The sequence below is a fragment of the Paenibacillus sp. JQZ6Y-1 genome (assembly GCF_040719145.1).
Taxonomy (GTDB): domain Bacteria; phylum Bacillota; class Bacilli; order Paenibacillales; family Paenibacillaceae; genus Saccharibacillus; species Saccharibacillus kandeliae.
Map to the genome: position 1 here is coordinate 194008 of NZ_JBFDUZ010000003.1, position 19981 is coordinate 213988.

The window sequence follows — 19981 nt, forward strand, 5'->3', positions numbered from 1 at the left end:
TTTAAACAACGAATGCTGTCATTACAACACTATTATAACACAGAAAACCGCATTCCGAAACAATAAATACGAATTTTTAATATATAACTTTATTTTAGTAAGTTATATCCAATTTGAAACTATGTTATAAAAGATGTCTTTTTTTATTATAATCGTTTCGCACAAAAAAGGAATCTTCTTCATCAGAAAATCATAATCCAGCTTTTGGATTAAAACGTGTCCATATTGCCGCGCTTATTGTCGCCGCTCACACTAACCACTTCCACAAAAGGCGCAATCCGATTCAACAGACGCTCCCCTTTATATCGTTCCTCGCCGTCTTTATTCGTAAAGCTGAGATGCTGTAGCAATGCCTCCAGCGAATAATTCGAGGTATAAAAGGTCGGCTTTCGCTCCATCCGATAGTTGAGAATCGCGCCGAGTACATGGTCGCGCGCCCACGGATTGAGATTCTCTGCGCCAATATCATCAAAGATGAGCAGATCCGTATTTTTCATCATCTCAATCGTTTCCTTCAGTCGATTGTTATCCTGCATCATGAATTTCAAATCTTCCACAAATTCAGGCATATATACAATCACGCCGGTATAACCGACTTTTGCCAGCTCATGCAGCATATACGACATCAAAAAGGTTTTGCCTGTACCAAAGTGCCCGACCAGATACAGCCCTTTGTCAGTCAGACCGTTTTGTTTGACTCCATTAATATAATTAAAAATTTGCTTCACCGCCGGTACGCGCTCCATATCCTTGGATACGATCTCGACAGCGTTATAGCCTTCATTCAGTGCACGATCATCCACATAAAAGCTGCGAATGCGCTCGCGTACTTGAAGTTCGTGCTGATGCACAAGCTGCTTCTGGCAGGGCGTTTTGCGTTCATGCAGACGCGCTCCATTCTCGGATGGCTGCACAACCAGATTTGTATAATGTCCCTGAAAATCATTCGGGCATTTATCCAGTCCGGGGCAATTATCGCAATGACGCCGATCCCCGACGTATTGATACAGTTTACTTAAATTGGTCAGCAGCTCCTGATCGGTCAGATCTGGGTGCTTGCTTCGCAGTTCCAGTACCAGCGGGTCGCCGAGCAGCTGTGCGGCAATTTTATTCGATTGTTCCCGAAAACGAGAATTTTTCATCTGCCGCAGCAGATCACCGATGGATTCCATGGTGGTTGGCTCCCTTCAAATGTAATGGTTTTGGTGTGTTTTACTTTGCATTGTTTGGAAGCGGGTGGAGATGAGTGCTGTTGAGGAACAGCGCTTCGGAAAGGGATGAAGGCACGGACTCCGGTGGAGCCGCGGGAATCTACGGAATGGGATTTACTTGTAGATTCCCGCGCTCCAAAGTCGTCCTTTGCCTTCATTCCCTTTCCTTCGCTCCGTGCAAAGCGTTTATTTGGGTGCTTGTAAGGTGTAAAGCAATCCCCACTTGTGGGGAGTAGTATGAAAAGGGCGATTGATGCTGGGTGGTTCTTTGTGAATGTCTGTATCTAGGTTGGGCATGGTTATTCTACTTCATAAAGTAAAGCCATTTGTAGGCTACTTAGAAGCTGTTAGAAGCCATTGGAACTGGTGTAATATTGGGTATGACTTTCCTGATCAGACGGAATATTTTCAAAATATCGAACGGGTGTTGCTCTTTTCCCGTTCTTTTATTGTACTGTTCTTTTGTGGGATGGGCTATTGTTTTATTTGGTGGCAAAATGGGCACAAGCAGGCTGCGGCAGCCTGAGATTGGAGGCTGGTGCGGCCTGCTTGTGGGAGTTTAGCTTCCGTTTTTGCCGGATTGCATTTGTTCGGCTAGGCGCATAACTTCGGCGAGTTCCTCTTCGGAAATGCCGGATGGTTGGCCTTTGGTATTTTCGACGATTGGGATTTCCGGTTTGGGACGGGCGTTGCGGTTGTAGGTGCGACCGGGTGCGCGTTTGCCACCGGCAGCAGCTGCACGTCCGCGTGCAGGATCACTAAGCTGAACGTCGAGCTTTTGCTGTTCGCGTACGTAGCGGACGGCTTTTTCGTATGTGTCGACCTGCTGGTTGAGCATATTGGTCACGATCCAGTCGACGAATTTGCTGCTTAGGCGCTCGCCGGGCTGCGACATTTTGATTGCCAGCAGATAGTGAATGAGTACATTCATCACTTCTTCAGGCAGTTTGTAATTAATATCGATATGTTCAAATATATCGTGAATGCTGTTCGGTACACTGCCGGGATAGAACATTTCCAGCACTCTTGTGTACGGATGATTGCGTAGCATCATATTGTACTGGTGGATATCGCATTTGCCAGTAAACTGGCGCGGTACCTCCAGATAGTATTCCATCTCTACCGCGTACTCGACTGGCAACTCCTGTGTCTGCTCTGGCTTTTCGGCGGTCTCGGCAGCCTGCTCGGCTTCCTGCTGTTTGCGCAGCGAAACGACCTTCGCTTCATAAATCTGTCGTTCCTCGGTACGCTTTTTGCCTTGTCGAAATTGCAGATTGGCGCGGCGCTGGATTTCTTCCTCAGCAAGCTCCCCAGCGGAAGTAAATACCCCATCCTCATCCAACATACGACAGATGTCTTGAATATCCAGCTTGAATTTGTAGGCGATATAGCTCAGTACATTCATCTGCTCCGGTTGGAAACGTAATTGCTCCACCTGCGCTCGATTGCGGGAGCCACGCGGGAAGTAACGGATAATATCCGCATAGTTGATCAGATCTTCCTCGCTTACTTTATGCTGACGACTGCGCGGCTGTGCGGTCACTTCAGTCAGTGCCTGCTCCAGCTCGTAGTCGATCACATGCGTATTCAATTCGAAAATATCGTAAAACGGCTGCGAGATATTTTCCCGCTGCAATGATGGATGCTCCCATCCTTCCGGCTGTGGTGCAAAAAACTGTTCCCGCAGCGACAGCACAGCAAATTTGCCGATTTTGTCCCGCAGCAGCAAGGTCAGATGCTGGGTTCGGAAGAACTCGCCCGGTGATAGCGGCGGTTGAAGCTCGTATTCATATATATAATCATCCTGCTCTGGAAAATACACACGGCTCGTTTGCAACAGACCGACCGCTTCTAGTAGCGAAGCCTGCTCCATCAGCTGCTTGCGTCCCCGCTCTCCTGGCTCCAAGCCAAGCGTCAGAAACAGTCCGCGCTGCTGCTCAGCTGCGGAATATCCGACTCGACGAGCATCGACCTGCTCACACAGCAACCGATACAAACTGATGGCAAAAGCGCCAGTCAGCGGCTGGTACACCAGATTCAGCATCCGTTCGTCCAGACTGCTCAAGCCGAATTCCCGGTATACGCAGTAACGATGATTTTCAGTAAAATGTAGTAAATTCTTGATGCGCATAGTCCGCCCCCCTTCTATTTGCGCTTCATAATGCGGAATTTCATTCTACCACAAAACCAATCGCGCAGGCGGCAAAAAGAAGTTCAAATTCGCGACAAAATCATCGTCGCTCGGGCTGAATATCCATCGTTTGCCGACATACGCCAGATCGCCTGTTTTTTTGTGTTGATCCGGTATTTGCGTTTCCTTACAATCACCGCGACGTTAAGCTGAACAGCATATTCTCATCTACAACGTTTCTTTTGTAGACAATGAAACAAGCATGAACAGACTGTGAAGTCAATTGCCCTGTCCATGTGCTTGCGGTACAATGGAGTGGTTAGATTTTGCATGCTTCGTCTGTCTCTCTGCTTGCCTTTTACCTAAGTCGTAGTAGACAGGCGATCCGAAATAAATGTATTTTATCAACCATTACAGGAGTGAATTATCATATGAATGAAGCTGTAGCTACATTGGAAGGCTGGTATGCCTTGCATGATTTCCGTACCATCGACTGGACAGCATGGAAAGCGACAGATGACGAAGAGCGCGCTGGCGCGTTGGAAGACCTGAATGTGCTGCTGGATCAGTGGAATAGCATTAGTGAAGCAGGCACCGGTAGCACTGCGACCTATAGCATTGTCGGTCAAAAAGCGGACTTTGTCTTTATGCACCTGCGCGAGACGCTGGAAGAGCTGAATGAGATCGAAACGGAATTTAACAAAACAGCCTTCGCCAAGTTTACGCAAAAAGCATATTCCTACGTGAGCGTGGTCGAATTGAGCAGCTATATGGCTGGCAATAGCGACGAAGATCCGATGCAGAATCCGCACGTCGTTGCCCGTCTGAAACCGGCACTACCCGGCTCACGCTATATTTGCTTCTATCCGATGAACAAAACGCGCAATCTGGGCGACAACTGGTACATGCTTCCAATGGAAGAACGCCGTGAGATGATTCGTAGCCATGGTCTGATCGGACGCAGTTACGCTGGCAAAGTAAAACAAATCATTACCGGCTCGGTCGGTTTGGATGACTGGGAATGGGGCGTTACCTTGTTCTCCGACGATGCTCTGCAATTCAAAAAGCTGGTCTACGAAATGCGCTTTGATGAAGCCAGCGCACGCTTTGGCGAATTTGGCGCCTTTTATGTTGGTAGCCTGCTGAATAGTCAGAAATTCGACGACATGCTCAAGCTGTAATCCTTACTTCTGTATAGCAATTTCGATGCCTTATCGTTCCTTTCCATCGACGGAAAAACGATAAGGCATTTTTTGTAGTGTATATTATTGTAATATTACATAATCATGCAAAATAGTAAGCGATACTACCTATCATTCTCGTTTATATCCTATGATTTACTATATTTTTACAAAATAGGAGACTGAAACATTGATTTTATAGAAATTTTTGTCGAAAAAGGTAATCTTTCAGAGAGCAGCAGACGATATAAACAACAAGCTGATTTACATCGACTTTCTCAGACAGAACGTCAGCAAAACTAGATGACCGTGAAAAGAGGGGAACGCTTATGTCATTGAAATTCAAATTGATTTTGCTTGTCGTATCTGCCGTCGTGCTGATCGCTGTACCTGTGGGGGGAATTGCGTTATATGCGATCAAGGGCGAAGCTACAGAGTCCGTTCACAATGAATTACAAAACACTGTTCAAAGCGCCGTCAGTCAAACCCAAGGATGGGTTAATACCAATCGAAAAATATTAGAAACGATGGGTAGCTACATTCAAGATAATATTCCACTCGATCAAGTTACTGTCAAACAATTATCCGTTTACAAAAATGAATATAATAACGGTAATATCTCCGATATGTATCTCGGTCTGAGCAATAATAAGCTTGTAGATGGAAGCGGCTGGGTACCAGAAGCTGGTTACGACCTTCGCACACGTCCTTGGTATATCAACGGCAAAGCTGCTGGTAAGCTTGCAGTTAATGATCCATATCTCGATATGAGCAGTAACAAATACTCCGTACCCATGACTATGCCAATGAAAGATGCCAATGGCGACTTTGCCGGTATTCTGGCTGCCGATATGTACCTCTCCACCATTACCGACTATATCAACTCTATCAAAACACCGGGTGGCTTCAGCTTCCTGCTCGATGGCAAAGGGACCGTATTGTCCTACCCAAATGCAGATTTTGTCAACAAACCGTTGTCTGAACAAGCAGACTATAAATCCATCGCTGCCACACTGTTAGCAAGCGATGCTGGCAATGTGACATACAGCTATAATGGTGATCCACAGCTGATGTACTTCCAAAAGCTACCTGACACTGGCTGGGTCATTGCGACTTCCATTTCCGAAAAATACGCGTTTGCTGAATATGTAAAATTACGCAATAATATCGCGCTTGTGCTGATTGCACTTACTATCATCCTCGTCGCACTTGCTGTGATTAGTGCAACTCGCATCGTAAAACCACTCATCAAACTCAAAGAAAATGCACAAAAAATGGCGGAAGGCGATCTGACCAGACAGGTTACCGTCAAAGGCAAAGACGAAATCGCCCAGCTCGGCACCGCATTCAATACGATGTCTACCTCCCTGCGCGGCTTGATCCGTACCGTTTCTGGTTCGGCAGACAGCGTGAACGACGCTTCCCAGCAAATGCACCGCAATGCTGCCAATTCCGGGGATATTGCGCAACAAATCTCTACCGTTATCGAAGAAATTGCCCGTGGCGCCAATGAACAAGCAGAATCAATCCAAAGCGGTGCAGAAATGGTTGGCGATATGACATCCTCGTTGGATAAAGTATCGGGTCATGCCGAACAAGCTGCCAGCATGATCGGCAGTGTCAACGAAGCTATGACACGCGGTACAGATGCCATTGCCCGTCAGTCCTCCTTGTCGCAAGCGAGTCAAGAAGCGACGGGACGCGTCGAATCGTCCAATACGCTATTGCTGCACAAGCTGGATGAGATCGCCAAAATCACACAAGTTATCCGTGAAATCAGCAGCCAAACAAATCTGCTGTCGCTGAATGCTTCTATTGAAGCAGCACGTGCTGGTGAACATGGACGCGGCTTTGCTGTCGTTGCTAGCGAAGTGCAAAAGCTAGCTGAACAAGCTGCTGGTTCCGCCGAAGACATCAATCGTCTGCTGGGCGAGCTGCAAGAAGCAGGCAAACAAAGTACCGAGGTGCTGGGTATTTTCCGCGACACCAATACACAGCAGCTTGGCTCGATGAACGAAACCAAAGCTTCCTTTGACGAAATTCGCGAATCGGTAGACGGCATTATCTCTCGCATCACGCTCGTGTTGTCCGGTGTGAACGATGTACAGTCCGGCGCCGCTCGCGTCTCCGATGTAATTACAGGTCTCGCCGCTGTTGCCGAAGAAAGTGCAGCTGCAACCGAAGAAGCAGCTTCGTCCACATTGGAGCAAACACAATCCATTTCTAGCATCTCTACATCGTCCCGCAATCTGACCGAAAGCGCCGACCTGCTGCTGCAAGAGATTGGACAATTCAAAGTGGAAAGCACAGACGATGCGACTCCAGCATCAAATGCTGCACCTTCCGACAAAACAGAAAGCAACGAGACACCTAAAGGTAAAAAAGACGGCTTCTTCCGCCGCTCGGCTTAACGCTAAGCCATAATTATCATATAGAACAGCAAAAAGCAGGTTTTCCGATAATGGAAAACCTGCTTTTTTGTATCATCCGCTATATTCATTTCAGATGGAGCTTTGCTGGTATCAACAATTACTTGAAGCAAGCTATTGTTGATTGCGTCGTGCACGATATTCAGTCAGCATCTAGGGCAGAGCCGTCCTGTCGGGAAGCCAGATAATCCTGTTCCTCCCGATCACGGGTACGGCTTTTGTCCTTGAGCCGTTCGATGGCTGGCAGAATGAGAATATCCACTTCCTGCTGGATGATATAAGCAAGATCATACTTGCTCTGATCCTCCAGAAAGCCGCCGACTTCCATTAAACCGTTATATCGGTCCAACTCCTCGCGTGTGAGTAGACCGCGCACCTGAACGCTGCAATGTCGCATCTTAGAAGAATTTACCTTTTTTCAGTGCCAGCGATACGCCGCCGATGATGAACAGCCAGCGAATATCGATTACTTTTTTCAGTTGTGCAGCTACGAAGCCTTTCAGCTTGCGGTCGCCTACGATACCTACTGCTTCGCCTTTACCCAGGGAAGCTACAGTACCTTTGTTGTGGAAGACGAATTTCTTCGGCTGTTGACCACGGATCGAAGCTACGATATTTTGTGCAACTACTGGACCTTGTTGCATAGCGATTTGTGCAGTTGGAGGGTACGGACGACCTTCTGGGTTGAACATCAAGGCGCTGTCGCCGATGATGTAGATGTCGTCATGACCTGGTGCATGCAGGTACTCGTCGATTTTGACGCGACCACGCATGTTCTCAAAGCCAGCTTCTTCTACGATACGGTTACCACGGATACCACCTGTCCATACAACAGTGTTGGCAGGGATTTTTTCCAGATCGTCGCCAACGACTACGCCGTCAGGCTGACATTCTTTGATCGCAATACCGATTTTGAAAGTAACGCCTTTGTTTTTCAGAACGTTCATTGCATACTCAACCAGCTCTGGATCGAAGCCTGGCAGTGCAGTTGGAGCTGCTTCCACGTTGTAGATTTTAACGAGGGAACGATCAATACCGTGCTTGCGGCACAGTTCAGGGACACGATCAGCAAGCTCGGCTACGAACTCGATACCTGTGAAGCCGGCACCGCCGACAACAAAGCTCAGACGCTCTGGTTTTTGATCTTGTTTGTAAGCTACGAATTGACCTTCGATGTGCTCACGGATTTTACGGATGGAGTTGATGCTGCGAATCATCATCGCATTTTCCATCATGCCCGGAATACCAAATGTTTCCGGCTCGCCGCCCAGGGAGATAACGAGGTAGTCGTAAGACAGTGTACCGTCTTCCAGAACAACCTTTTTCTCTTGTGGCAGGATTTGTTTGATGTTGGATTTAACCAGATCAACTTTGAATTCGTCAACCAGTTTGGAGATTGCTACTTGTGCGTTCTCCTCTGCATCGGTACCTGCAGCAGGCATATGCAGATGCGTAGTGAAGTAATGATAGTCGTGACGGTTAACCAGTGTCACGTCAGCCTCATTATAGTTCAGTTCTTTTTGAAGACGTTGTGCTGTCATCAGACCGCCGTAACCAGCGCCCAGAATGACGATTTTTGGAATGCTACTCATGTCAGTTTTCCCCTTCCAGATTTGTTCGATTATAGGTAATTGAAAATAATCTACTCATTATTAACCATACTTCCGATACCGGTTTGCAAAAATACCGGAAATCAGCAAAGTATGGGCTGTATTCCGGGTGAACGAGCTTTCCTGCAACGATTGTATAATTGTGAAAATATACACAACAGTATGCAGAGATACGCGTTTCAATAAAAGTACTATGTTATATCTCACATAACATTGTAACCTTTATTGCTTCTTTTTTCAAAAAAATTTTGACTTTTTTCAAAAAAATGTTCGTTTTCTGTCACAAACCAATATCGACACAACTGAAATGATAGCGATTTTCAGACAAAAGATCAAGAGTTAAATTGACTTTATCTGCAATTTTCACGTTTTATTCTTTTTCCGTCGTCAAATGGACGTTTATTCGTTTGTTATGCGGTAGAAGCGGCATTTCTCTACTCCACTCTATCTCGATATTTGTGCCGATCCATACTTCGTATGTAGGAAGTGGTATACCTCTCTATGATCCACCACCTGTAATTAGTACCTTTTCTTTTCCTTTGAAAATCGTTCTCACTCGACTTATAATGAATAGACTGGTGTTGACCGGATGAATCGCTGTTAGTTCGTCATCCGCAATCCTATATATACAGAACATTATTGCATTATGCGCTGCTTACAAGCCGCAATCATTTAACCCTTATGGAGGTGTACACGGTGACATCTACAACCACCGGAGAACGTACTGATATTATTATTATTGGCGGAGGTCCTGCGGGCATGTTTGCCGCATTTTATGGCGGTATGCGTCAGGCATCCGTGAAATTGATCGAAAGTATGCCACAATTGGGCGGACAGCTGGCTGCCCTTTATCCTGAAAAATACATTTATGATGTCGCCGGTTTCCCGAAAGTGACAGCGCAAGAGCTGGTTAACAACCTGCAACAGCAGATGAACCTGTTCGACGCTGATATCCGACTGGAGGAAAAAGTAATCAGCGTGGAGAAAAAAGGGGATCGTCACTTTGTCGTGACTACCGATAAAGGCACCCACGAGAGCAAAGCAGTGATCATTACTGCTGGCGTTGGCGCATTCGAACCACGTCGTCTGGAGCTGGAAGGCGCGGACAAATTTGAAAAGCAAAATCTGCACTACTTTATCAGCGATCTGAGCCGTTTCGCTGGACGTAAAGTGCTGATCAGCGGCGGCGGCGATTCCGCAGTCGACTGGGCACTGATGCTGGAGCCTATCGCAGCCGAAGTCACACTGATTCACCGCCGCGACAAGTTCCGCGCTCATGAGCACAGTGTAGAGAATCTGATGGCTTCGGGTGTGAAAGTAATCACGCCAACGGAAATCATCGAGCTGCATGGCGAAGAACAAATTGAGCGCGTTACCCTTTCTCATGTAAAAACGAAAGAAACGCAAGAAATCGAAGTGGACGATGTGATCGTTAACTTTGGATTCCTCTCCTCCCTCGGTCCAATCGCGGAATGGGGAATCGAGATCGATAAAAACTCCATCGTCGTTGACTCCCGTATGGAAACCAACGTTGAAGGTATCTTCGCTGCTGGCGACATTACGACATATCCGGGCAAATTGAAGCTGATTGCTGTCGGCTTTGGCGAAGCACCAACGGCGATCAACAATGCAAAAGTATATGTTGATCCTGATGCGAAGCTGTCTCCGGGACATAGCAGTAACTTGAAGCTGTAATTTACGCTAGCTGTAAATAGATTTACCTATAAACAAATCAATTAGAGTTGTAGTGGCATTCTGATCGCGCAAGGAAATATCATCATTTCAATGAAGCATATTCCTCGATTGTATGCACCTTCTGCCATATGCACAAAGCGCCTGTTCCGCTGTATCGGTTATGATGCACGGAAAAGGCGCTTTTTTGCTGTCAATGTTGTTAATTGTTCAACTTTTATAGGGCAAATGCGATGTTTTTTGTCGTATAGTATAAAGAAGTGAAGCAAACTGCTTTAAATTGGGTTATTTCAAATCAAACGTAATACAATGGCAGCCTTGGGGCTGAATAGATCATTATTCGTTTCTGCCTAGTGTTTGCCTATTTATGAGGTCTGCTATGCGGACATATGCTTATATTGTAAAGGAGGTTTACGGCTTGAGCATTGGTGTATATCTGATTCTTCGCGTGGTGATTTCGCTTGTACTAGCTGTCATCGGCGGTATGATGGTCATTCTTGGACGCAAATTTTTCAAACAGACGAGCAAGGCAGCGGGTATCGGCTTTGTTGTCTTCGGTCTGCTCGTTATTTCGCTTGCCGTGCGTGGCGTCATTATGAATTTCGCCTGATTGTTAGCGGCTCGAATGAACGTCTTGGAGGTGCGGCATGCTGCAATGGCTCGCAATGATTACGATGCTGATTGATCATCTAGGATATGCTTTTTTTCCAGATGAGCGTTATTTGAGAGTAATCGGGCGGCTCGCATTCCCGATTTACTGCTACTTTATTGTGGTCGGCTACAGCTACACCCGCAACAAAGGCACCTATGCCAGTCGGCTGTTAACCATTGCGGTATTGGCACAGTTTCCGTTTATGTTCGCTTTTAACATTCAAAACCTGAACGTTGTGTTTACGCTGCTGTTCGGTCTGCTGCTTATCATCGCGATAGATCGGATTCCCAAGCGCTATGTTGCGTTATCCATTCTGCTGGCGCTTGTCGTAGCATGGATCGCTGAAGTGCTGCATACGGATTATGGAGCATATGGTATTCTGCTAATTCTCATCTTCCGGTATGCAAAGGGCTACTGGCGGGTGCTTCTGCATCTGGTCATGGATATTCTGTTCGTGCTTGGTCATCTGAACAGCTCAATCCAGGTGTATAGCATACTTGCCACATTGCTCATTACAATCAGCGAGCAGATGCAGGCCCAGCATACAGCAAAATCGCCTGCTGAACGTCCTTCGTGGCTGGGCTGGTTACAGCCGCCGCGCTGGTTGTGGCGCGCTTTCTATCCCGCTCATCTGGCGATCATTGCTATCATCGTACAAGGAAGCGCCTACGGTTATCTGTAGGTGCTTTTTTTACCGATACCATGAAGATTTTCCGATTTTTTCTGTTTTTATATAAAAAGCTATCGCCAGATGAACGGGCATGGAGTATAATCTTTACCGGAACAATTCCGCCGTCATCCAGGCGGTTTTAAATATAGGAAGGGGCTCCTCCATGAAATCGAACAAAAAACATAACCTGACTGAAGACATTCATTTTTTTACAGCAGGGCTGTCTGGTAGTCTAATTACCGTATGGCAAGAAGATGCTGCGGGTGTCTATTGTGAAATCGGGCGTGGATATGTTGAAGCTTACACCAACAAGTATGTGCGTGTGCGTAATTTGCAATCCGGAACGAAAAGCCTGTACAGTCGCGATGTAACGATGTTTCAAACAGACTGAGTGAACAACGGACGAATAAGGTAGGGATATTCAAGCATACTGCTGATTGAACGACATGAACCACTGTTTCCTGCATGAGCGGGGAGCGGTGGTTTTTTTGTGCATTTCGATGATGGTGTCTGGTCTACACTTCTACGCAGGTATCGTGCGTGGAGCATGTTTGCTGTGCGTATTTCCCTTCTTTTATGTGCTGAATTGATGAACAAAAGCTGAAAATGATTTTAGCTCCTGTTCACGCGTCGTTCATTTCACGCACCTATACTTCATCTCAGAGCCGAACCAATCACAAGCGATTCAGCTATAACGGCTCTCACTCAAAGGAGGAATTTATAATGAAAACGAAAACTCTGCACATGTTGTCTGGCGTTGCCCTGTCTACTGCTATTCTGGGAGGTACATTCGCTTCGTTCAGCACTGCCAGCGCAGCGACTCCGGCATCTACCGTCATCCATAAAACAACTGCCGTCACGGCGCAAAACACAACCGCTCAGGCGAAGCCTGCTGCACTGACCGAGGAGCAATGGGCAGCGCAACAAGCAGCACAAGTGCAAGCACCAGACACGGATGCTCCAACGCCCATGAATAATGAGGCTGCTGCACCTGCTCCACTACCGGATGAGCAATTGAACCAAAATACTCAACCGGCGCCAGCGCCTACCAAACCTGCTGTCAAAGCAGCATCTATCAATAAAGTGAGTACAGCCAGCGAGCAGGATCTAGTTATTGGTAAAATCAAAGCGATTACCGGTAACAAAATCACCATCTACCGCTCCAAAGACGAAGATTGGGACAGCCCTTCGTACAACGGAGCAACCGTCACCTATACCTTGACTGAATCGACACCAATTACGACCGTCCTGCATGACGAAGACGGCGATGTGATCAAGGAAACCAAACAAAACCTCTCCAATCTAAACGTCGGCGATCTGCTTGCTGTCCATCTTGCTTCTGGCAGCCAGAAAGTCATCGAAGTTGAGTTGATGAAATAATCTCTTCATTTGGCGCAGCTGATCCATTCCTTAATGAATATTAAGAACTTATTTATACAACTTCAGACTTTATTCATTGGGAGTTCATATAGCCAGCCTATACTTTGTAACAGTAAGACAGTCACCTGGCTTACACTAACCTTAACATTTCGGGAGGAACTCTATAATGAAAGCACTGAAAGTTATATCCGGTATCGCATTATCCGCAGCTCTGCTGGCTGGCACCGCTGCTGCATCCGTTTCCACTGCTAGCGCAGCTACAACAACCAAGGCAACGACCACCAAATCGACAACAACGAAGTCTAGCACTGCCAAAGCAGCAACCGCTAATACAAATGCGATCGTTGCTAAAGTAAAATCAGTAAGCAGCGGCAAGTTAGTTGTCTACAAATCGTCCACTCAACCGGATATTCCAAGCGGTACGGAAGGCTCTACAGCTCCAAAAGCTGGCGAAGCTCCACCAAGCGGTACAGCGCCTACAGCTCCAGCAGATGGCGTAGCCAAAGCCAATGCAGGCGGTCAACCACCTAGCATGAGCTTTAGCACTACCGCAACTACACTGACTACAACCAGTGCAACAAGCGTCGTTAGTGTAACCCGTACAGCGAACAGCACCAAAGCAACAGAAACGAAAAAATCTCTATCTTCCTTAAAAGCCGGTGACGTTGTCTTCATTACGCTAGCATCGGGTAGTACAACCAAAGTTAGCAAAATCGAAATCATGCCTGCTCAAACAGCTACCAAAACAACCGCAAAAACAACAAGCAGCAAATAATCATCATTATCTTGCAGCCTCAAGGCTATACCATTGGCAGCAAGAACGTACGGCGTTGGTACCACTGCCTGACAGCGTCGCTGCATAGGTATATTCACGATTGCGCATACGTCATATCGCTATTATTTATAAATAAGAACCGCTACCGATTTATTCGTTGGTAGCGGTTCTTTTTGTGCAATTTCACTGCGTCTAGCTCCTGTTATCCGTCTTACAAACGAAATTCAGCACTCTTTTTAAATTTTTTTATTAAAATTCAATCTAATGTTCAAAATGTATACAACCCGCATCACTATAGGCTTTATGAAGATGAAATGGTGTTGTCAAAGAGCGAATATGAGAGATTTTTAAGCTTTTGTTCATATAGAGTTCATATAGCCTGGGTACACTGCGTTGGAACATATTTTTAAACATCATGTTCAGCAATATTAAGGAGGAATGAACAATTATGAAGACAACTTGGAAAGTACTCTCCGCATCGGCATTCTCAGCAGTATTGCTCGCTGGCACAGTCTCTACAACATTCGTATCCGCAGCTTCCAATGAACAAAGCAGTAATGGTAGCAACGGACGTGCAGCTCAAGTACAACAAGCTCCGGCAGGCTTTGGCCCCGGATCTCAACAGCAAAATCAAACGCAGGCGAAAAGCTCGTCTTCTAATAGCGCAACAGCACCAACTGGTGAGCTTCCTGCTCCTCCACCAGCACCAGCAAACGGCGAAGCACCAACGCCACCAGCACCACCGGCATTGCCAGATGGAGCAGCACATGAAAATCGTGTAGATGGTCACATCACAAAAATCAGTGGCAGTTCGATTACCGTAGAACGACCAACGCCACCGACACCACCAACTCCACCGGTGAATGCGGACCAATCGACCAAAGCTACAAAAACAGACAAATCGGTGAAAACAAGCAAAACGTCTAACCGTTCGACCTCTGTTCAACGTGATACGTATGGACAGAATAAACCCGCCCAACCATTGCCTTCTGTAGGTAAAGACACGTATGGCGGCAGTTCAACCGTAACTGTAACCGACTCGACGTATATTGTAAAAGTAAGTGGCGATCCGAAATCTGGCATCACCGAAACGAAACTGTCCTTGTCCGATCTGAATGTGGGTGATCATATCGCCGTCGTTCTGGCAAGTGACAGCAAAAAAGCTACTCGCATCGAAGTACGCGAAGAGCCGAAAGCACCAGCAAATGGTGAAGCGCCTCCTGCACCGCCAGTTCCGGGTAAAGATGCTCCAACTCCACCGGATGCTCCACCAGCACCACCGGTAGCAACAAATGAATCCACTTCTTCGGAATCTTAATTCCTTCGGGTCTGCATCAGCTTGTACAGGTGAATGCAGCTAGAATATAGCTAGCGTGATCGACAACAAAGAACCCGTATCTCTGAGTTATAGAGATACGGGTTCTTTTCTATTCCTATTTTGTGATCTTCTATTGGTCATTGCTATCCTGCTCTATCTTCGTTCGTATCCTTGCTTAGAACATGCTTCTCGGCTTAGAACGCGCTTCTCGGTCATCAAGTACGTTGGTTGCTGTTAACCGTAGTAGATGCGGAAAAGAAAGATCAACGAGGATCAATGAATCGCCAGCCCAGTTTACTTAACCTGCCGACGTTGTGGATGCACTGCTGTCGGTGGCAGAGTCAGAATTGCTGCTGTCAGCGGATGCTCCGCCTTCGTTGCCTTGCGGTGCTCCACCAGCGCCGCCACGGCCACCCATACCGCCGCCTTGCATGCCTCCACCCATACCAGCAGATAACTGGATCTTGTCGGCTGCGGAAGAATCGCTGGCGTTCAGCCATACGCTGATGATGTCGCCTTCTTTCAGATCAGAAACGGATTTGGTTGTCGTGCTCATCTCATTGTTCTCCATCGTCGTGGCGGAGATTTCCGTACTGTCGGAGACAGTAATGGTGATTGTTTCGTCAGAGAACATATTTTGTCCGCCACCTTGTCCCTGTGCATTACCGCCACTACTCTGCGAAGTCGATGTAGACGAAGTTTCACTGGATTGTCCGGCTGGTGCTTGCGTGCCTTCATTCGGTGGAGCGGTTGGCGTCTCGCCATTCGGTACAGCAGGTGGCGTCTGACCCCCATCAGCTGGGGAAGCGCCGCCGTCGCCCGGTTGTCCTTGCGGCGGTGTACCGCCTCCTCCACCACCCATCGCGGATGGATCCATATTGGATTTGTACAATGTGATCGTATTGCCGTCTACCGATTTGATTTTACCAAATAGATCGGCTGCTTGTTGATTCTGCATACTGTCTGTTGATGCAGCAGTATGATCGGCTGCGGATGAGCCGTCGGTTGTTGATGTGCTTGTTGCTGTCGTTGCCGCGCTGGTTGCTGCTGTATTCGTACCGGTGCTGCATCCTGCCAGCATCGCGATTGCCATTGTTGTACCTAAAACGATGGTCCATTTCTTCATGTTCGTTGCCTCCTTGTGTTGTAGCCGCTGCTGTCATCCAAGTTGTATTCGGCTATAAAGGCATTGTAGAAAAGGCTTGTGAACTGCGCGTGAACACTTTCTAAAAAAATTTTAAGGTAATTTATGATATGATAAACGGAAATATTGTTTATTATTTCAGTATGATTTTCACATCACAGGTTGAGCCTGTACATCCCCGTATTGTATGCAGAGGAGGAATCCCCATGACACAGCGTATGATTGCTATCAGCGATATTCACGGTGAGGTTGACCTGCTGAACCAACTGCTTGAACTAACGGAATATGATCCTGCACAGGATCAGCTTATTTTGCTCGGTGATTATGTCGATCGGGGCAGTGATGCACGCGAGACGTTGGAGCGCGTGATAGAATTGGTGGATCAGGGCGCGGTTGCCCTACTTGGTAATCATGAGGATCTGATGCTAACGGCGCTGACCAGCGGACGCGAAGCGGATTGGAATCGCTGGCTGAAAGTGAATGGCGGACTGGCTACGCTGCAAAGCTATGGGTTTACCCGCGAGCAGCTCATTACGCTGTCTGGTGAAGATTTTCATTTGCCGGATCTGCATAATGATGTGCTGGATCGACATCTGGCGTTTATCCGTACCCTACGACTGTATTATGAGACGCCCCATTATATTTGTGTGCATGCTGGCATTGAACCCGGCAAAAGACCAGAGGAATGCTCTAGACGCGAGCTGATCTGGATTCGCGAAGCGTTTCATAACGGATATGATGGTGACAAATTCATCGTATTCGGTCATACGCCCACGTTTTATCTATATCATGACAATAGCAATTTCGAGATTTATTACGGCACGAACCGGATTATTGGCATCGACGGCGGCGCGGTATATGGCGGTCAACTCAATGCGCTTGATCTGACCAACGGCACAGCGTATTCGGTGCGCAAAGTACAGGCATAAAGCTTATTGTGCAACACCTCGGTTTGCACGGCTCCTATAGTAAATATGTATCCGTTTCGTGACGAATAGCCAGAATATTTGTCATAGGGGGATATAGCTTTTACAATAGATGATAGGGCTGTTATCTAACAATGATAATAGCTACCGGCAAACCGAGAGATGCTGCTACTTTTCCTTTTCTATTGGTTACCGATGAACAAACTAGGAGGCGCCCATGAACGAAAGCACAGAACGCAAATTAACCACCAATGTCCATTTCTTCGCCGCCGCCCTGTTTCAGGAACGGATCTACGCCTGGCAGCCCGGCTTTAGTGTAGAGCATGGTGTGATCGAGCGAATCGGCAGTGATTACATAGCACTGAGAAATGAACTGGGAGACTTAACCTTTTATCAGCGTAACCAGACAATCTTTGTCAACAAGTAAGTCTGCCACCAACAGCACGATGGGGTGCTGACGGCTGGCGGATTTTCAGTTTGTACATAATGGATTATCTAGTCTATGATCAGCATCGACATTCGCCTATGAGCATCTAAGCTACAAATAAAATATCAGCACAAAAAAGCACCTGCTCTACAGAATGAACGTCTGTAGGCAGGTGCTTTGTACGTACTATGTGCTTTTCGCAATTCCAACATACTCCGAGTATTGTTATACCAGCGCACGGATTATGCGCCATACACTCAATCCTCGCAAGGCTGAGCCAATACTTCGTCCTCTTGGCGCGTGCGGAACGACGAACCGCAACCACAAGTCGCAATTGCATTCGGATTATGAATGGTGAAACCGCCAGATAGACCGGATTCTTCAAAATCGATCTCCAGACCGTTCAGAAACTTGAGGTCTTCCTTATCGACAACTACCTTCATATCCTGAATCGTCATATATATATCCTGTTCGGATTCCTCGCTGTCAAAGCCCATCGCATACGAAAATCCGCTGCATCCGCCGGCATTGACGCCTACGCGAACAAACAGGCCGGGAATGTCCTGGTCAGCCATGATTTCCTTCATGCGTGTTGCTGCTGCATCACTGATTATAATCATCTGTATTCCCTCCTTTTCCCTTTCCATTATACTCCTCCGCAGAGAGGGTCTCAAGGCATATTCCTGTATGAAAATACCCCATTTTTTAAGCATTTGTGTTGCCCGTGTCCCAGTAGAGGTTTATAATGGATAAGTGAACGCTGACATCAAATGTCGAATTTTCGTCATAAACAATTCTCTTTTTAGCCTTATTTTTCGTTGTACCTTTTTTCACAAATATAGTCTTTTGCTGATGACTTCTTATGTATATTATTGTATATTGGATAATGGACATTATTTTAAATCTGAACTATCGATGTCGAATGCTGGCATCAATCGCAGATGAAATGATGAGCGATATACTTCTACTATTATTCAATAGTGCCAAATTGGTGTAAGACAGGACAAGGGGAGTCTTACCGGATGATGACACCAGAGACAGAAGCGTCAAGGAGAACAGGAGGAATCTAGCATGTCCACCATTATTACACCGCATACGGATACTCGCATGGCGGAGATCATTCACAAAGTACGCACCGGTGAGCGTTTAACGCTTGAAGATGGCGTCTATTTATATGAAAGTGACGATATTTTGACCATCGGGCAGCTGGCGAATGAAGCCAACCAGCGCAAAAATGGCAATAAAGTTTACTTTATCGAAAATATGAGCCTGTACTTTACCAATGTGTGCGAAGCACATTGCGCATTTTGTAACTTCCGTAAGGATGAAGGGGAAGAAGGCTCGTATACGCTGAGCGGCCAAGAAATGGTCGATTATGTGAAGCAGCATATTCATCCGGGCATCCGTGAGTTCCATATTGTCGGCGGTCACAACAACAATGTACCGTTCCAATATTATGTAGATTCCCTTCAAGCCCTGAATGAAGCATTCCCAGAAGTTACGCTCAAAGCCTATACAGCGGCAGAGATCGATTTCTTCACTCGGATCAGCGGCTTGAATATACGCGAAGTGCTGATCAAACTGCGCGAAGCAGGTCTGCAATCGCTGACCGGTGGCGGTGCCGAGATTCTGTCTGACGAGTATCGCAAAAAAATGCGCGTCGACAAAGCCAATGTAGACCGTTATCTGGAGGTTCACCGTACGGCGCATGAGCTGGGAATGCGTACGCATACCACAATGCTGTACGGCTCCATTGAAAGCTACGAAGATCGTGTACAGCATATGATTCATATCCGTGAGCTTCAAGACGAAACCAACGGATTCCAAGTATTCATTCCGCTGTCTATGCAGCCAAAAAGCAAAAACGCAAGCATCATGCGCCGCAACTCCGCGTATGAAGATCTCAAAACGATTGCGATCAGCCGTCTAATGCTGGACAATATCGATCACATCAAAGCATATTTCATTAACATCGGTACCCAGCTGACGCAGATGGCACTGGCATTCGGTGCATCTGACGTACACGGCACTATCCTCAAAGAACGTATTAGTCACGCAGCCGGCGCTCTGACACCGGAAGGGCTGACACGTAAGGAATTGGTATGGCTTGTCAAAGGTGCAGGCCGCATTCCGGTTGAGCGGGATACCTTCTATAACGAAATCAAAGTGTACGACTGAGCATATGACATAGGATCACGCGCGGCATGACCGCGCGTTTGCTCCTTCATTCGCTTCACGCTCCACATTTCAACCTATATCGGGCTTTACTTTTGTGAACTGCATGCCTACATGTACGCTCATCAAGTAAAGCCTGTTTATACGCCTGCCGTCGTACATACCTACGGCGCTAAGTCAGGCCAATCGGCTTCACCCGGTTTCTTCTATCCTCAATCGTGCCGGATGATGCCTGTACACATCATGATCATTTCCATCTA

Annotated in this window: 19 protein-coding genes; 13 read left to right on the forward strand and 6 right to left on the reverse strand. The window is 46.9% G+C overall.

The window, feature by feature from the left end:
• Positions 1-209: 209 nt before the first annotated feature.
• Positions 210-1172 (reverse strand): primosomal protein DnaI, encoded by a 963-nt coding sequence (gene dnaI / locus ABXR35_RS17095; RefSeq protein WP_367063139.1) that lies wholly within the window; start codon positions 1170-1172, stop codon positions 210-212.
• Between the two features lie 313 nt (positions 1173-1485).
• Between dnaI and ABXR35_RS17100 the strand changes: the two genes are divergently transcribed.
• Positions 1486-1737: a hypothetical protein gene (locus ABXR35_RS17100; protein WP_367063141.1), complete on the forward strand. Its 252-nt coding sequence runs from the start codon at positions 1486-1488 to the stop codon at positions 1735-1737.
• Between the two features lie 33 nt (positions 1738-1770).
• Here the strand turns inward: ABXR35_RS17100 and ABXR35_RS17105 are convergent, their stop codons facing one another.
• Positions 1771-3342, reverse strand: coding sequence for a replication initiation and membrane attachment family protein (locus ABXR35_RS17105; RefSeq protein ID WP_367063143.1), 1572 nt, complete (start codon positions 3340-3342; stop codon positions 1771-1773).
• 431 nt (positions 3343-3773) lie between these two features.
• Here ABXR35_RS17105 and hemQ point away from each other — a divergent pair, with 431 nt between their 5' ends.
• Together hemQ and ABXR35_RS17115 are read left to right on the forward strand one after the other, a co-directional pair.
• Complete coding sequence (hemQ, locus tag ABXR35_RS17110; protein ID WP_367063145.1) at positions 3774-4523, forward strand: hydrogen peroxide-dependent heme synthase; 750 nt, start codon at positions 3774-3776, stop codon at positions 4521-4523.
• Between the two features lie 329 nt (positions 4524-4852).
• Positions 4853-6934, forward strand: coding sequence for a methyl-accepting chemotaxis protein (locus ABXR35_RS17115; protein ID WP_367063147.1), 2082 nt, complete (start codon positions 4853-4855; stop codon positions 6932-6934).
• Between the two features lie 160 nt (positions 6935-7094).
• Here the strand turns inward: ABXR35_RS17115 and ABXR35_RS17120 are convergent, their stop codons facing one another.
• A complete protein-coding gene (locus ABXR35_RS17120) occupies positions 7095-7349 on the reverse strand; it encodes a hypothetical protein (RefSeq protein WP_367063149.1) in 255 nt (84 codons plus the stop codon).
• A 1-nt stretch (position 7350) separates the two neighbouring features.
• A complete protein-coding gene (locus ABXR35_RS17125; RefSeq protein WP_367063151.1) occupies positions 7351-8544 on the reverse strand; it encodes an NAD(P)/FAD-dependent oxidoreductase in 1194 nt (397 codons plus the stop codon).
• Between the two features lie 714 nt (positions 8545-9258).
• Between ABXR35_RS17125 and ABXR35_RS17130 the strand changes: the two genes are divergently transcribed.
• The 7 genes from ABXR35_RS17130 (at position 9259) to ABXR35_RS17160 (ending at position 15049) form a co-directional block, all read left to right on the forward strand.
• Positions 9259-10257 (forward strand): NAD(P)/FAD-dependent oxidoreductase, encoded by a 999-nt coding sequence (locus ABXR35_RS17130; protein ID WP_367063153.1) that lies wholly within the window; start codon positions 9259-9261, stop codon positions 10255-10257.
• Positions 10258-10672: 415 nt separating this feature from the next.
• A complete protein-coding gene (locus ABXR35_RS17135; RefSeq protein ID WP_367063155.1) occupies positions 10673-10864 on the forward strand; it encodes a hypothetical protein in 192 nt (63 codons plus the stop codon).
• 37 nt (positions 10865-10901) lie between these two features.
• Positions 10902-11588 carry a TraX family protein gene (locus ABXR35_RS17140; protein WP_367063157.1) on the forward strand — a complete coding sequence of 229 codons (687 nt, stop codon included), beginning with the start codon at positions 10902-10904 and terminating at the stop codon, positions 11586-11588.
• A gap of 151 nt (positions 11589-11739) precedes the next feature.
• Positions 11740-11967 carry a hypothetical protein gene (locus ABXR35_RS17145; RefSeq protein ID WP_367063159.1) on the forward strand — a complete coding sequence of 76 codons (228 nt, stop codon included), beginning with the start codon at positions 11740-11742 and terminating at the stop codon, positions 11965-11967.
• 332 nt (positions 11968-12299) lie between these two features.
• Positions 12300-12956 carry a hypothetical protein gene (locus ABXR35_RS17150; protein WP_367063161.1) on the forward strand — a complete coding sequence of 219 codons (657 nt, stop codon included), beginning with the start codon at positions 12300-12302 and terminating at the stop codon, positions 12954-12956.
• Positions 12957-13122: 166 nt separating this feature from the next.
• Positions 13123-13731, forward strand: a complete 609-nt coding sequence (locus ABXR35_RS17155) for a hypothetical protein (protein ID WP_367063163.1) — start codon at positions 13123-13125, stop codon at positions 13729-13731.
• 448 nt (positions 13732-14179) lie between these two features.
• Positions 14180-15049: a hypothetical protein gene (locus tag ABXR35_RS17160; protein WP_367063165.1), complete on the forward strand. Its 870-nt coding sequence runs from the start codon at positions 14180-14182 to the stop codon at positions 15047-15049.
• Positions 15050-15347: 298 nt separating this feature from the next.
• Here ABXR35_RS17160 and ABXR35_RS17165 read toward each other — a convergent pair whose 3' ends face one another.
• Entirely contained in the window at positions 15348-16175 is an 828-nt protein-coding gene (locus ABXR35_RS17165; RefSeq protein WP_367063167.1) for a hypothetical protein, read from the reverse strand.
• Positions 16176-16399: 224 nt separating this feature from the next.
• Between ABXR35_RS17165 and ABXR35_RS17170 the strand changes: the two genes are divergently transcribed.
• Positions 16400-17122, forward strand: a complete 723-nt coding sequence (locus ABXR35_RS17170) for a metallophosphoesterase family protein (RefSeq protein ID WP_367063169.1) — start codon at positions 16400-16402, stop codon at positions 17120-17122.
• A 214-nt stretch (positions 17123-17336) separates the two neighbouring features.
• A complete protein-coding gene (locus ABXR35_RS17175; RefSeq protein ID WP_367063171.1) occupies positions 17337-17546 on the forward strand; it encodes a hypothetical protein in 210 nt (69 codons plus the stop codon).
• Between the two features lie 257 nt (positions 17547-17803).
• Here ABXR35_RS17175 and ABXR35_RS17180 read toward each other — a convergent pair whose 3' ends face one another.
• Positions 17804-18166 carry a HesB/IscA family protein gene (locus ABXR35_RS17180; protein ID WP_367063173.1) on the reverse strand — a complete coding sequence of 121 codons (363 nt, stop codon included), beginning with the start codon at positions 18164-18166 and terminating at the stop codon, positions 17804-17806.
• A 451-nt stretch (positions 18167-18617) separates the two neighbouring features.
• Between ABXR35_RS17180 and mqnE the strand changes: the two genes are divergently transcribed.
• Positions 18618-19724, forward strand: coding sequence for an aminofutalosine synthase MqnE (mqnE, locus tag ABXR35_RS17185; RefSeq protein ID WP_367063175.1), 1107 nt, complete (start codon positions 18618-18620; stop codon positions 19722-19724).
• Positions 19725-19981 lie beyond the last annotated feature (257 nt).

Coding starts and splice junctions, on each gene's coding strand:
- dnaI (WP_367063139.1), bottom strand. CDS start 1,172: ATGGAATCCATCGGTGATCTGCTGCGGCAGATGAAAAATTCTCGTTTT.
- ABXR35_RS17100 (WP_367063141.1), top strand. CDS start 1,486: ATGTCTGTATCTAGGTTGGGCATGGTTATTCTACTTCATAAAGTAAAG.
- ABXR35_RS17105 (WP_367063143.1), bottom strand. CDS start 3,342: ATGCGCATCAAGAATTTACTACATTTTACTGAAAATCATCGTTACTGC.
- hemQ (WP_367063145.1), top strand. CDS start 3,774: ATGAATGAAGCTGTAGCTACATTGGAAGGCTGGTATGCCTTGCATGAT.
- ABXR35_RS17115 (WP_367063147.1), top strand. CDS start 4,853: ATGTCATTGAAATTCAAATTGATTTTGCTTGTCGTATCTGCCGTCGTG.
- ABXR35_RS17120 (WP_367063149.1), bottom strand. CDS start 7,349: ATGCGACATTGCAGCGTTCAGGTGCGCGGTCTACTCACACGCGAGGAG.
- ABXR35_RS17125 (WP_367063151.1), bottom strand. CDS start 8,544: ATGAGTAGCATTCCAAAAATCGTCATTCTGGGCGCTGGTTACGGCGGT.
- ABXR35_RS17140 (WP_367063157.1), top strand. CDS start 10,902: ATGCTGCAATGGCTCGCAATGATTACGATGCTGATTGATCATCTAGGA.
- ABXR35_RS17145 (WP_367063159.1), top strand. CDS start 11,740: ATGAAATCGAACAAAAAACATAACCTGACTGAAGACATTCATTTTTTT.
- ABXR35_RS17150 (WP_367063161.1), top strand. CDS start 12,300: ATGAAAACGAAAACTCTGCACATGTTGTCTGGCGTTGCCCTGTCTACT.
- ABXR35_RS17155 (WP_367063163.1), top strand. CDS start 13,123: ATGAAAGCACTGAAAGTTATATCCGGTATCGCATTATCCGCAGCTCTG.
- ABXR35_RS17160 (WP_367063165.1), top strand. CDS start 14,180: ATGAAGACAACTTGGAAAGTACTCTCCGCATCGGCATTCTCAGCAGTA.
- ABXR35_RS17165 (WP_367063167.1), bottom strand. CDS start 16,175: ATGAAGAAATGGACCATCGTTTTAGGTACAACAATGGCAATCGCGATG.
- ABXR35_RS17170 (WP_367063169.1), top strand. CDS start 16,400: ATGACACAGCGTATGATTGCTATCAGCGATATTCACGGTGAGGTTGAC.
- ABXR35_RS17175 (WP_367063171.1), top strand. CDS start 17,337: ATGAACGAAAGCACAGAACGCAAATTAACCACCAATGTCCATTTCTTC.
- ABXR35_RS17180 (WP_367063173.1), bottom strand. CDS start 18,166: ATGATTATAATCAGTGATGCAGCAGCAACACGCATGAAGGAAATCATG.
- mqnE (WP_367063175.1), top strand. CDS start 18,618: ATGTCCACCATTATTACACCGCATACGGATACTCGCATGGCGGAGATC.